Annotated in this window: 16 protein-coding genes; 13 read left to right on the top strand and 3 right to left on the bottom strand. The window is 56.8% G+C overall.

Annotated features, from left to right (window positions below; all coding sequences use genetic code 11):
- Positions 1-2: 2 nt before the first annotated feature.
- Positions 3-1,043 carry a class II fructose-bisphosphate aldolase gene (fba, locus tag BN3544_RS06495; protein ID WP_019430151.1) on the top strand — a complete coding sequence of 347 codons (1,041 nt, stop codon included), beginning with the start codon at positions 3-5 and terminating at the stop codon, positions 1,041-1,043.
- A gap of 277 nt (positions 1,044-1,320) precedes the next feature.
- Positions 1,321-1,725, top strand: coding sequence for an RrF2 family transcriptional regulator (locus tag BN3544_RS06490; protein ID WP_019430150.1), 405 nt, complete (start codon positions 1,321-1,323; stop codon positions 1,723-1,725).
- A gap of 8 nt (positions 1,726-1,733) precedes the next feature.
- On the opposite strand, the gene BN3544_RS06485 is transcribed toward BN3544_RS06490, so the two are convergent.
- A complete protein-coding gene (locus tag BN3544_RS06485) occupies positions 1,734-2,357 on the bottom strand; it encodes a class I SAM-dependent methyltransferase (protein ID WP_019430149.1) in 624 nt (207 codons plus the stop codon).
- Positions 2,358-2,478: 121 nt separating this feature from the next.
- Between BN3544_RS06485 and BN3544_RS06480 the strand changes: the two genes are divergently transcribed.
- The 3 genes from BN3544_RS06480 (at position 2,479) to BN3544_RS06470 (ending at position 3,862) form a co-directional block, all read left to right on the top strand.
- Positions 2,479-2,868, top strand: a complete 390-nt coding sequence (locus BN3544_RS06480) for a rhodanese-like domain-containing protein (protein WP_019430148.1) — start codon at positions 2,479-2,481, stop codon at positions 2,866-2,868.
- A 187-nt stretch (positions 2,869-3,055) separates the two neighbouring features.
- On the top strand, positions 3,056-3,409 hold the full coding sequence (locus BN3544_RS06475) for a carboxymuconolactone decarboxylase family protein (RefSeq protein ID WP_019430147.1): 354 nt from the start codon (positions 3,056-3,058) through the stop codon (positions 3,407-3,409).
- A 3-nt stretch (positions 3,410-3,412) separates the two neighbouring features.
- On the top strand, positions 3,413-3,862 hold the full coding sequence (locus BN3544_RS06470) for an OsmC family protein (protein ID WP_019430146.1): 450 nt from the start codon (positions 3,413-3,415) through the stop codon (positions 3,860-3,862).
- Positions 3,863-3,883: 21 nt separating this feature from the next.
- Here the strand turns inward: BN3544_RS06470 and BN3544_RS06465 are convergent, their stop codons facing one another.
- Together BN3544_RS06465 and BN3544_RS06460 are read right to left on the bottom strand one after the other, a co-directional pair.
- Positions 3,884-4,129 (bottom strand): metal-sensitive transcriptional regulator, encoded by a 246-nt coding sequence (locus BN3544_RS06465; RefSeq protein WP_019430145.1) that lies wholly within the window; start codon positions 4,127-4,129, stop codon positions 3,884-3,886.
- A gap of 80 nt (positions 4,130-4,209) precedes the next feature.
- Entirely contained in the window at positions 4,210-4,539 is a 330-nt protein-coding gene (locus BN3544_RS06460) for an ArsR/SmtB family transcription factor (protein ID WP_019430144.1), read from the bottom strand.
- A 134-nt stretch (positions 4,540-4,673) separates the two neighbouring features.
- On the opposite strand from BN3544_RS06460, the gene BN3544_RS06455 reads away from it, so the two are divergent.
- The 8 genes from BN3544_RS06455 to BN3544_RS06420 all read left to right on the top strand — a co-directional run bounded on the left by BN3544_RS06455 (position 4,674) and on the right by BN3544_RS06420 (position 12,647).
- Positions 4,674-5,732: an efflux RND transporter periplasmic adaptor subunit gene (locus tag BN3544_RS06455; RefSeq protein ID WP_019430143.1), complete on the top strand. Its 1,059-nt coding sequence runs from the start codon at positions 4,674-4,676 to the stop codon at positions 5,730-5,732.
- A 4-nt stretch (positions 5,733-5,736) separates the two neighbouring features.
- Positions 5,737-8,958, top strand: coding sequence for an efflux RND transporter permease subunit (locus tag BN3544_RS06450; RefSeq protein ID WP_019430142.1), 3,222 nt, complete (start codon positions 5,737-5,739; stop codon positions 8,956-8,958).
- 27 nt (positions 8,959-8,985) lie between these two features.
- Positions 8,986-9,195 (top strand): YgaP family membrane protein, encoded by a 210-nt coding sequence (locus BN3544_RS06445; RefSeq protein ID WP_019430141.1) that lies wholly within the window; start codon positions 8,986-8,988, stop codon positions 9,193-9,195.
- A gap of 18 nt (positions 9,196-9,213) precedes the next feature.
- Positions 9,214-10,599, top strand: a complete 1,386-nt coding sequence (locus tag BN3544_RS06440; RefSeq protein WP_019430140.1) for a TolC family protein — start codon at positions 9,214-9,216, stop codon at positions 10,597-10,599.
- A gap of 31 nt (positions 10,600-10,630) precedes the next feature.
- Entirely contained in the window at positions 10,631-11,011 is a 381-nt protein-coding gene (locus tag BN3544_RS06435) for a rhodanese-like domain-containing protein (RefSeq protein WP_019430139.1), read from the top strand.
- 138 nt (positions 11,012-11,149) lie between these two features.
- Positions 11,150-11,458 (top strand): c-type cytochrome, encoded by a 309-nt coding sequence (locus BN3544_RS06430; RefSeq protein WP_019430138.1) that lies wholly within the window; start codon positions 11,150-11,152, stop codon positions 11,456-11,458.
- 122 nt (positions 11,459-11,580) lie between these two features.
- On the top strand, positions 11,581-11,904 hold the full coding sequence (locus tag BN3544_RS06425) for a hypothetical protein (RefSeq protein ID WP_019430137.1): 324 nt from the start codon (positions 11,581-11,583) through the stop codon (positions 11,902-11,904).
- Positions 11,905-12,074: 170 nt separating this feature from the next.
- On the top strand, positions 12,075-12,647 hold the full coding sequence (locus BN3544_RS06420; RefSeq protein WP_019430136.1) for a DUF302 domain-containing protein: 573 nt from the start codon (positions 12,075-12,077) through the stop codon (positions 12,645-12,647).
- Positions 12,648-12,650 lie beyond the last annotated feature (3 nt).

Here is a 12,650-nt window from a genome sequence, read left to right as displayed (position 1 = left end):
TTATGGCATTGGTTTCATTGCGTCAAGTCCTCGATCACGCAGCCGAATTTGGCTACGGCATCCCCGCATTTAACGTCAACAACCTGGAGCAGGTCCAGGCCATCATGGAGGCCGCACAGGCCACCGACAGCCCGGTCATCTTGCAAGCTTCTGCCGGGGCTCGAAAGTACGCGGGCGAGGCGTACTTGCGGCATCTGGTGCTGGCTGCGATCGAGACACACCCCGACATACCCGTGGTGTTGCACCAAGATCACGGTGCGACGCCCGCACAGTGCCAACAGTCCATCCGTTCGGGTTTTTCCAGCGTGATGATGGACGGCTCACTCATGGCCGATGCCAAAACCCCGGCAAGCTATGCGTACAACGTGGAGGTGACCCAAAAAGTGTGCGACATGGCGCATGCCGTGGGGGTGTCGGTTGAAGGCGAGCTGGGCTGCTTGGGTTCGTTGGAGACGGGCGAAGCCGGTGAAGAAGATGGCGTGGGGGCTGAGGGCAAACTCAGCCATGAGCAGATGCTGACCGACCCGATCCAAGCCAAAGACTTTGTGGCGAAAACCGGTGTGGATGCTTTGGCCATTGCCATCGGTACAAGCCATGGTGCTTATAAATTCACCCGTCCGCCAACAGGTGACATCCTGGCCATGGACCGCATTGCCGCCATCCATGCAGCAATTCCTGACACCCACTTGGTGATGCATGGCAGCTCCAGCGTGCCACAAGAGTGGTTGCAAATCATTCGCCAATACGGTGGCGATATCAAAGAAACTTATGGCGTGCCCGTTGAAGAGATTGTGCGCGGCATCCAAAGTGGTGTGCGCAAGGTCAACATCGACACCGATATTCGTTTGGCCATGACGGGGGCCATGCGCCAGTTGTTCGCTCAACAAGCTTCGGAGTTTGATCCGCGCAAAGCGCTGACTGCGGCCAAAAAAGCCGCAGCAGGCATTGTCAAAGCACGTTTCGAAGCGTTTGGTTGCGCTGGACACGCCAGCAAGATCAAGCCCGTCAGCTTGGATTTGATGGCGACGCGGTACGCTAAATGAAGTGAGCCAAAATTAATTAAGTAAACTCTTATATAGTTTGAGTTATGGGGTGTGTTTGGTACTCATACCCTGATTGGGGGGCTCTTTCACCGGAGCCCCCTTTTTTTCATGTTCACCAATGCAGCAGACACAAAGGCATCATTCATGTGCAGACAGTCGGGGGTTTACTGATGTCGTGCGAAATGAAGCTGTGGCAGCTCAGCGCTTCGTTACCGTTCGCGCAGCTTGAGGATTCACAAGGCTTAACGGCTCAAGGGGTAAAAGGTTTTTTATGCGAATGAGCAAGCGCAGCCAACTGGCTGTGACAGCCTTGGTTGAGGTAGCGCTTCGTGAATGCGAAGGCCCTGTGTCTTTGGTTGCCATTCAGTCCCGTCACAACATCACCAAGACACGGTTAGAGCAAATTTTCAGCAAGCTTCGTCAATCTCATCTGGTGGATAGCACCATTGGCCCTGGTGGTGGTTACAGCTTGGCCATGGAGGCTGAGCAGATCAGTGTTGCCGATATCGTGTTGGCCATGGAACCAATGGATGCCTTCTTGCAAGTTGGTGAGGCTTCTTCGGTCAGCGATCGTTTGTGGCTGCAACTGAATCAGAAAATGATGCAGGATCTTCAAAGCATCAGTTTGAAGCAACTTGTAAACGCCCAAAGTCTTGAAGACGCTAAGCAAAAGCAGGCTTAGCTCTCAGCTCAGTCAATGGCTTTGCGGGCTGTTAATCCCAGCAGACCTGACATGCCTTTGTGTCCTGTGCCCTCAGTGATTTCGGCGTCGTAGGTGCGAAGGTCCAGAATTTCCAGGTGCCCAAAAGCATCCTGCATCAGGGCTTCGTCGTACAGATGGTCCAGCTTGCCGGGGCCGCCCGTGTTGTAGTTCAGTTGACTCGGGGTGTAGCCCTGAATGATCAAGGTGCCGCCAGGCTTAAGGCTCGCGTCCAAGCGGGCGAACAACTGGGTCCGCTCCTCGGCCGTTGCGAATTGGAAAAAGATGCCCACGACGTTGTCGTAATGAGCGGGCTTCCAGTCAAATGACTGCCAGTCGCTGCAGACAAAATTCACGTTCACATGTCGGCCGCTGGCCATGGCCTTCGCCTTGCGAATCGCATTTTCGGAAAAATCAAACGCATCAACTTGCAAGCCTTGCTGGGCTAGCCAAACGCCGTTGCGGCCTTCGCCATCGGCCACGGCCAGCGCGGTGCCCGTTACCAAGTGGGCAGCTTGAGTTTGCAAATACGCATTGGGTGCTTCGCCAAATACATAGTGCGCGGCCGCAAAGCGTTGATTCCATGTGTGTCGAGGATTTTGAAAAGTGCTCATTTAAAAGTGTTTTCAGAAGGTTGAGTCAGGTTTGTCATCAATTGAGTATATTTGCCGTGACTTATAAACTTTTTGGAATGTTGCCATCATGCTGTCTCGATTTTTCCCCCTCGTATTTCTGATGGCCGCCGCGCTCGCCCTGCAAGCTTGCGGCCCCGAAGCGGCGCTGCCGAATGTATCGCTGGAGCAAGCCCGTGCCGAGCATGAGGCGGGCAAGGTGTTGATGATCGACATTCGCGAGCCGCAAGAGCACGCCACGGGCGTGGCGCAAGGCGTGGTCTTGCTGCCCATGAGTCAGGTGGCGCAACGTGTGGCCGAAATCCCTAAACGAGCCGATCAGCCGGTCTTGCTCATCTGCAATACCCAAAATCGTTCGCGGGCCGTGACCGAGGCTTTGAAAGACCAGGGCTTCACCAACATTCGCTATGTGAATGGCGGCATGAGCGAGTGGGCCAAGCGGGGCTGGCCCATGGTCAAGCCGCAAGATTCTCTGGCTCCAAGCAAGCCCTGAGTGCGAAAACCCAGCCCATCATCTGGGCTGGTCAAGGGCGAGCTGTTCCTGTGAATGCCTTGATCTAAGGCAAGTCCAGGTGCACCCTGTAGATATAGACTGATACTTATATATAAGCCTTGGGGCACGCGCAAAAGCTTGCCTTTACGGCGTTCAGTTTGTAGCCACGACATGAAAGGTGAAGCCCATGAGCACTTTTGACCATCCCGGCCTGATGCAAGACATCAACGAATGCCTGGTTCCGTTTCGCAAAAGCCAGCCGGATGTCATGAAGGCCTTTGGCCAGCTGGCTCAGGCGGCCATGACCGAGGGCGCGCTCAGCACCAAGCACAAAGAGCTGATGGCGCTGGCCATTGGGGTCACACAGCGCTGCTCGGGTTGCATCGGGTTTCACGTCAAAGCCTTGATCAAGCTGGGGGCCACCCGGGCCGAGCTCGAAGAAATGCTGGCTGTGTGCGTCTACATGGGCGGCGGCCCCGCCTTGATGTACGCGGCTGAAGCCGTCAAGGCGTGGGATGACCTGCAAGCAGGGCACGCCTGAGCCATGACCGAAAAACTGATCACGGTCACATTGACCCAACAACAAGATTACCGTTTTGACATTCGCTTTGACGACAGCATGCCCGTATTGACCAGCGACGAGCCCGCGCCTTTGGGGACAGGCCAAGGCCCCTCGCCCGTGCAGTTGTTGTGTGCGTCGGTGGGCAATTGCCTGAGCGATTCGCTGCTGTTTGCCCTGCGCAAATTCAAGCAAGAACCCGAACCTCTTCGCTGCCAAGTGCAAGCCCAGGTGGGCCGAAATGCCGAAGGCCGCATGCGCGTGCTGGAGATGGTAGCCACTTTGCACTTGGGGGTGAGCGCCGCCAAGCTGGAGCAGCTGGAGCGTGTGCTGGGCCAGTTCGAGGGCTTTTGCACGGTCACCCAAAGTGTGGGTCAGGGCATCCCGATTCAGGTGCGTGTGCTCGATGCCGATGGGCTGCTGCTGAAGTCCTGAGACATTCAGAAGCGCGGGGTCTCAGGCGAATTTGGTCAGCATTTCCGCCACATGCTCGGGTGACTGGTCGCCTTGTTCGATCATGCAACCGACCATGGAGAAAAAGGATTTGTCGAGCGCTTTGCGGGCTGCAGCCATTTGCTGGGCAATTTTTTCGCAATCCGCATCGGCCTCGATCAGCTTTTGCAAACCGCGCAGCTGACCTTCAATTCGGGCCAGGCGGGCACACAGGTTTTTCTTTTTTTCAGCGTTCACGATGCGACTCATGCAGGTCTCCTGATGGGCCCCTGAACAGAGGGTAGGGCCAATGCGGCATCATGATAGCTTTTTGCGATGTCCGCGGCGTTTCAGTTGAACAAAGCCCGGTCACTGGATGTCTGTTGGTACTGCCGGGCAATGTTGGTGCAGACCAGGTCGCACAAGGCGTAAATCGAAGGGTCGGTCACTTTGTAAAACACGCTCGTGCCTCGGCTTTCGCGTGCCACGATGCCGTGTTGCGCCAGATAAGACAAGTGGCGTGAGACGTTGGCAGCCGAATAACCCGACAACTGGGCCAATTCGCCCACGTTGTGCTCGGTGTCGCGCAGCAGGTTAAGAATTTGCAGACGTGTGGGCTCCGACAGCGCCTGGAAATAGGCTGCAATCTGTTCAAGTGCTTTGGCCGGCAAATCTTTCATGGGTGCTCCACTACACATTCTAGGGATGCCGTCTGTCGCAAAATGTTTGACCGGCTATCGAATTTGATTGTATCATTGCGTATGTACGCAAACAACTAAATTTGTAAATACAACGGTTTGATGGAGATGCACCGATGAACAGACGCTTGATTTTGGCTGCGGCCATGGCATTCTCAGGCTTGCCAACGGCCCCCGTTTGGGCCGCAGACGACACAGCAGGGGTCAAAAGCGTGGCGGCCAAAGCCAGCGCATCAAGTACGCAAGAGCTGAGCCTTGACGCTGTGGTCGAGGCGGTGCGCCAGGCGACTTTGTCGAGCCAAGTGGCTGGGGCCATCGTCATATTGAACGTCAAGGCCGGTGAACAGGTGCGTGCTGGGCAGGAACTGCTGCGCATCGATGCCAGTGCAGCCCAGCAAAACGTGGTGGGCAGCACCGCCCAACTCGAAGCCGCACAGGCTAACTTGCGCGCGGTCAGCAAAGAGCTCGACCGTCAGAAGCAACTATTTCAAAAGCAATACATCAGCCAGGGCGCACTTGATCGCACCCAAGCCCAGTTCGAAGCTGCCCAGGCCCAGGTGCAAGCTCAGCAAGCGCAAACCCGAGCAGCCCAAACCCAGACCGGGTTTTTCAGCGTGCGTGCCCCGTTCAATGGTGTGGTGTCCGATGTGACCGTTACCTTGGGTGACATGGCCATGCCAGGCCGTCCACTGGTGACCTTGCACGATCCTTCGGCTTTGCGCGTGAGCGCGGCCGTGCCACAGTCAATGATCGATGGCGTGCGTGCCCAGTTGAAGGCGGTGCGATATGACATTGCTGGCCACAAAAGTGCGGTCGCAGCCAGCGTGCAGTTGCTGCCCGCCGTGGACCCCGTGACACACACTGCGCAGCTGCGTGTGGCTTTGCCTGCAGGCACTGAGGGCTTGGTGCCCGGCATGTTTGCCCGAGTCTGGGTGCCTGCTGCCAACACCTCGGGTGAAGCCCGAGAGGGGCGTGTGTTTTTGCCTCTGACCGCCATCGTGCGCCGTGCCGAGATGACCGGCGTATACGTGATAGATGCCCAAGGCAAGCCGCGTTTGCGGCAGGTTCGCTTGGGCCGCACAGCAGGCCAGACTGTTGAAATTTTGGCGGGTGTGAGCGATGGTGAGAACGTCGTGACAGAGCCCGCCACCCTCGGCCAAAAAACCGGAAAGTGACCCCATGAGCGAGCAAAAAATGGGTGTGTCGGGTCGCATCTCGGCAGCTTTCCAAAGCGCACAGATCACGCCTCTCTTGGCGCTGGTGGCATTTTTGCTGGGTGTGTTTGCCGTGATGGTGACGCCCCGCGAGGAAGAGCCGCAAATCAATGTGACCATGGCCAATGTGATCGCGCCCTTTCCCGGCGCCTCGGTGCGCGATGTGGAGCAAATGGTGGCGATTCCGGCAGAGCAGGTGCTGTCCAAGATTGCCGGTGTTGAGCATGTTTATTCGGTCTCTCGCCCTGGCGTGGCCGTCATGACAGTGCAGTTCAAGGTGGGCGTGCCGCGCACCGAGGCGCTGGTCAAGTTGCACGACACAATCCGCGAAAACGCCGATTGGTTGCCTCGTAACCTGGGCCTGCCCGAACCCCTGATCAAGCCCAAGGGCATCGACGACGTGCCGATCGTGTCACTCACCTTGCATGGCCGTACGCCAGAGGTCAGCGCTTTTGAGTTGGAGCGTGTGGCGCACAGCATCGAGGCCGATATCAAGCGCGTGCCAGGCACCCGGGATGTGGTCACCCTCGGTGGTCCGCACCGCGCGGCGCTGGTGCAAATCGACCCGCAGCGCATGAATGGCTCTGGTGTCACTGTGCACGATGTGCGCATGGCCCTGCAATCTGCCAACTTGGGCTTGCCCGTGGGTGAATTGTTGGGTGGTAACCAAAGCGTGGCCATCGAGGCTGGACCCCATTTGACGCAGGCCAGTGAAGTGGCCGATTTGGTGGTGCAGGTGGTGCAGGGCAAGCCAGTGTTCCTGAAAGATGTGGCCACTGTGAAAGATGGCCCGATGCCCGCGGAGCGATACGTTTGGCACGGCAACAACGTCAAAAATGGCGGTGAGGAATTTGCGGCCGTGACGCTGTCGATCACCAAAAAATCGGGTGAAAACGCCATCGATGTGGCGAATGGCGTGAAAACCCGTGTCGAGAAACTGCGGGACACAGTGATCCCTGACGACGTTGTCGTAGTGGAGACCCGTAATTACGGCGAGACCGCCAACGACAAAGCGAAAAAGTTGATCCAAAAACTGCTGTTCGCCACGGCGTCTGTGGTGGCCTTGGTGTTCATGGCGCTGGGTCGCCGCGAAGCCGCCATCGTCGGTGTGGCCGTGATTTTGACGCTGACAGCGACCTTGTTCGCGTCTTGGGCCTGGGGCTTTACGCTCAACCGCGTGTCGCTGTTTGCCTTGATTTTTTCCATTGGCATTTTGGTCGACGACGCGATCGTGGTGGTTGAGAACATCCATCGCCACCAGCAGCTTTATCCGGGCAAGAGCATTCGCGAAATCATTCCTGGTGCGGTGGACGAAGTCGGTGGCCCCACCATCTTGGCCACCTTCACGGTGATCGCTGCTTTGTTGCCTATGGCTTTTGTCAGTGGCCTGATGGGCCCCTACATGAGCCCGATCCCGATCAATGCCAGCTTGGGCATGCTGCTGTCGCTGGCCATTGCGTTTGTCATCACGCCTTGGTTGTCGGGCATGTGGATGAAGCCGTCTGACCACGCACACGGCGAGAACGCCTCAGGGGGCGGTCACACTGGCCTGAGCGCCAAGCTCGAACCCCTGTTTGAAAAGATTTTCAAGCCATTGCTGGACACGCAAAAAGGCGGTCAAAACCGCAAGTTGCTGGGCTTGGGCATTGCCGGTTTGATTGCCTTGTCTTTGGTGCTGCCTGCGACGGGTTTGGTCATGCTCAAGATGCTGCCTTTTGACGACAAGTCGGAGTTTCAGGTTGTGGTGGACATGCCTGCAGGCACGCCTCTTGAGAAAACCGCAGCCGTGATGCGTGAGTTGGGTGGCCTTTTGGCCACGGTGCCCGAGGTCACTCACTACCAGGCTTACGTGGGTACGGCTTCGCCCATCAATTTCAATGGTTTGGTGCGTCAGTATTACCTGCGTGCTGGCAGTGAACTGGGTGACATCCAAGTCAACTTGGTGCGCAAGTCCGAGCGCAGCGACAAGAGCCATGTCATCGCCACTCGTGTGCGTCCGGCCTTGCAAGAGATTGGCCGTAAACACGGTGCCAATGTCAAGGTGGTCGAAGTGCCGCCGGGCCCGCCTGTGATGTCGCCCATCGTGGCTGAAATTTATGGTCCTGATGCCGAGGGACGCCGTCAGGTGGCCAAATCGGTGCGTTCGGTCTTTGAAAAGACCGAAGGCGTGGTGGACATCGACGACAGCTCGATCGCCGATGCACCGCGCAAGGTTTTGCTGGTGGACCGCCGCAAGGCCGCTGTGCTGGGTGTGTCGCAACAAGCCATCGTGACCACTTTGCGTGCCGGTTTGGCTGGCGAATCGGTCACTTACCTGCATGACGGCAGCAAATACCCGGTGCCCGCCTTGATTCAGTTGCCCGAGCAACTGCATGGCGATCTGGATGCTTTGTTGCAACTGGGCGTTAAAACCGCCACGGGCAAAGTGGTGGCGATGCGCGAGTTGGTCACCGTCAGCGACACCTTGCGTGAGCAGCCCATCATTCACAAGGACATGCTGCCCGTTAATTTTGTCAACGCCGACATGGCGGGCAAGGTGGACAGCCCCTTGTACGGCTTGTTCAAGATGCGCGGCGATGTGGCCAAAATCCAGGGGCCCGACGGTGCGCGGGTCGAAGAATATTTCATCAGTCAGCCTGACGATGCCTGGCGCGGTTACGGCATCAAGTGGGACGGCGAATGGCAGATTACATACGAGACGTTTCGTGACATGGGCGCAGCCTATGGCGTTGGTCTGATCCTGATCTATTTGTTGGTGGTGGCACAGTTTGGGTCGTACCTCACGCCGCTGATCATCATGGCGCCTATTCCCTTGACCATCATTGGTGTGATGCCGGGCCACGCTCTGCTGAATGCGCAGTACACAGCCACCAGCATGATCGGCATGATCGCGCTGGCGGGCATCATCGTGCGCAACTCGATTTTGTTGGTGGACTTCATCAACTTGCAAGTGCAAACCGGCATGGATTTCAAGCGGGCCATCGTGCAATCGGCCATCACCCGCGCCCAGCCCATCATGCTCACGGGCCTGGCGGCCATGATCGGGGCCTTTTTCATTGTGGATGACCCCATCTTCAACGGCTTGGCTATTTCGCTGATTTTTGGCATCTTTGTGTCTACGGTGCTGACGCTGGTTGTCATCCCGACTTTGTATTACGTCGCGTACCGGAAAAAGTACGAGGCCTGAGTTTTTTCATCAACAGGAGTTTGAATCATGAAATCTTGGCAAATCGTTCGGTTGGTCGCAGGGACCTTCATCTTGCTGTCTTTGGCTTTGGGCGTGCAGGGCAGCCCCATTTTTGTGAGCGCGTGGTGGCTGGCTTTCACCGCTTTTGTGGGCGCTAACCTGCTGCAAAGCGCACTGACCAAGTGGTGCTTGATGGAGTCCATCTTGCGCAAACTGGGTGTTGAGGCTGGCAGCTGATTTGACGGTACACACGACATGAGCGCGCCCTTATTCAAACCCCGGCCACTGAGCGGCTGGGTGCTGGCGGCCTTGCTGGCCAGCCCTTCTGTGCAAGCTTTGGATTTGCTGCAAACCTGGGACCAGGCGCGTCAGCACGACCCGCAGATGCAGGTGGTTCAGGCTACGCGCTCATCTGTGCAAGCCTATGAAGCGCAGGCCAAAGCCCTTTGGCGTCCGGTGCTGATGGGCAGTGCCAGTGTGGGGGCCATGTCGGCAGATACCAGCACGCAGGGGGCACAGTTTGCTGTGGGCGGGCAGCCGGCCATGCCTGGCAGCTTTGCCACCGCGGCCAGTGCTGCCACCTCAACACGTTGGTCTTTGCAAGCCAAGCAAGCGCTGTACAGCCCTGAGCGCCAGGCGCAGCAAGCTCAGTTGCAAAAAGCTGCTAGCGTGGCCGAACTGCGTGCCGATTGGGCGCAGCAGCAGTTCATGCAGCTCACTGCGCAAAGGTATTTCAACTTGCTGGTGGCGGAGCGCCAGCAACAGGTGCTGAAAAACCAGCATGCCGCCGTCAGCCGTTCGCTGACCGAAGTCAAAGACCGTTTTGCACTGGGCGATTTTCCTGTGACCGATACGCACGAAGCCATGGCCCGTGCCACGGGCCTGCAAGCACAGTTGCTCGCCGCCGAAAGCGATGTACTAATGGCCCGCAGCGTGCTGGCCGAATCCACCCGCTTGAGCGTCGATGCCCTGAATCTCCATGCGCCCAAAACCGAATGGACATTGACTGCCGTCCCCGCTTTGGCGCAGGTTCAAGAGCAGGTGCGCCAAGCCAACACAGGCGTGTTGTTGCAAAAAGCCCAGTGGGATGTGGCCTTGCAAGAGCTTAAAAAGCACGAGCGCAGCGGCGGTATCACGCTCGATTTTGTGGCCTCTGCAGGGCGGGACCGCCTGAGCGGGGAGGGCGATTTTGGCCCATCTTCCAACACCCAAACCCAGCAGATGCTCGGCCTGAGCCTGAATGTGCCTTTGTACACAGGCGGCTGGCGCAGCGGCAAATTGCAAGAGGCGGTGAGCGCGGCAGACAAAGCCTCAGCCGAATACGACTTGGCTCTGCAACAAGCGCAACAGCAAGCCCGTTCGGTGTGGCTGGCCTTGCAAACCGGGCCTGCCCGTTTGGCGGCCATGAAGGCATCGTGGCAAGCCAGTGCGGCTCGGCTCGATGCCACCCGTTTGGGTCGGCAAGTGGGCGACCGCACCACGCTGGAACTGCTGCAAGCCGAAAACGATGCGGCCCAGGCCGAGCTGGCGTGGTTGCGTGCACAGGCTGACTTGCTGCTCACGCAATTGCAACTGGATGCTTTGACCGGTGCCATGTCGGTGCAAAGCCTGCAAGTCCTCAATGCCCATTTAGCCCCTTGATTTATCAGATTTCGAACTGGAGAAGACCGACATGAAAACAGCCCATGACTTGGTGTCGCAAGCCAAAACTGACATCCGCGAAATTGCCCTGCAAGAAGCCGAGGCGGCCATCCAGCAAGCGGATGTGTTGATCGATGTGCGCGAAGCCGATGAATTTGCGGCGGGCCATTTGCCGGGCGCTGTGTTGGTGCCACGGGGCTTACTGGAGTTCAAGCTCAGCGGCACGCCCGCTTTGTCGAGCCGCGACCTGAAGGTGGTGTTGTATTGCAAAACCAGTGGTCGTGCCGCGCTTGCTGCGCAAACCATGCAAAGCATGGGCTACTTGAATGTGAGTTCGATTGCGGGCGGCTTTGATGCCTGGGTTGCTGCCGGTAAATTGATGGTCAAACCCGAACAACCATCGTTCGAGTGATTCTGGTGGTCGATATCGGCGTTTTATTTTTGCTGCCTCAGTGAAATCCCTGATGAGCGAATGAGCTCGAAGTGTCCAAAGGGGCTTCGATTTCGGTTAAATTAGCCGCCAGTTATATTTATTCTTTCAGGAGCTCTCATGAAATTAATTTTTGCCGTTGCCGCCGTGTCGGCCTTGTTGTCTGCCCCCGCTTTTGCCAACATGGACATGGCCAAGAAAAACGCTTGCATGGCCTGCCATGCGGTCGACAAAAAACTGGTTGGCCCTGCTTACCAAGACGTCGCTAAAAAATATGCTGGTCAAAAAGACGCTGTCGCCACTTTGGCCAAGAACATCAAGGCGGGTGGTTCAGGAAAATGGGGCCCAATTCCCATGCCCGCACAAGCCGCTTTGAGCGATGCCGATGCGCAAACTTTGGCTGCCTGGATCTTGGCGGGTGCCAAGTAAATTCAACCTCCCGCTCAACGGGTCAAAAGTCATGATTGTTTAGAAAGCTCGATTGGTACTCGTGGCTTTTTTCTTGCCGCTCAAAGGTTATCCTTTGAGCGGCTTTTTTAATGGGAGAAAACATGAAATTGCACACGTCTTTGCTGCTGGCCTGCACTGCTTCCTTCTTTACGGTCTGTGTCCAGGCACAACCCGCGATCTTCAAAGATGCGGATTACAAGTTGGGCGAAAAATTAATCGCTGACAACCATTGCGTGGCTTGCCATGTGGGCAAAGTCGGGGGTGATGGCAGTGCCATCTATAAACCCCAGGGCCGCATCAACAGTACCGCGTTGCTGCGAGGCATGGTCGAGCAATGCAACACCGAATTGAATTTGGGCATGTTCCCTGAAGAGGTCAATTCGGTCGCTGCGGTACTCAATCGAAACCACTACAAGTTCAAGTGAGGCATTAAGAGCTCTAATTGATTTGAGCTGACAAATACCTTACCCCATAGGGTATAGGGTATCTGCCAATACCCGTTTTCTTCTGCGTCAAGGATGATCGATATCAACCCAGCAAGGCACATGGTGTGCCTGCTTGGCACCCTTCATTGCAAGACTTCAGGAGAACATCAATGCGCAAAGCTTTCACATGGATGAAATGGGCCGTTTTGGCCAGCTCGATCTGGTTGACCGGTTGCGGCACCATCAGCACCCTCGGTAAGTTGGAGTCTGGTGCGGGCGCAGAAGCCAGTCGCATGTGGGATCGTTGGGTTGACGGAGAAGGCGACATCGCTGTGGCCACCACCTGGGAGCGCAAAGTCAAGCAGGGCGTGACCGCCCAAGAGGTCGAGCAAGTCCTCAAACAAGTGGCGACAGAGCGCAATATGCGCGATGTGGGCACTTTGCCTTTGTCAAAAGAGCTCGAAGCACGTTCGGGCAAAAAAGAAAAACTGCTGACCGTCTACTCGTTCTGTTCGCCTGCGACAGCACGCCGCATGGTCGATTTCAGCCCACACATGGCCGCTTACTTGCCTTGCCGTGTGTCCATGGTTGAAAAAGAAGACGGCCTGTGGCTGTACACACTCAACATGGACATGATGGTCAAGATGGGCCGCAAGCTGCCATCGCCCCTCAAAGAAGAAGCCAAAGCTGTTCGCGACACCATTTGGGAAATGATGGAACGCGGCAGCAAGGGTGAGTTTTGATCT

It is taken from the genome of Limnohabitans sp. Rim47, assembly GCF_001517545.1.
GTDB lineage: Bacteria > Pseudomonadota > Gammaproteobacteria > Burkholderiales > Burkholderiaceae_C > Limnohabitans_A.
The sequence above is the reverse complement of the archived record's forward strand: the minus strand, read 5'-3'. Positions and strand labels throughout refer to the sequence as shown.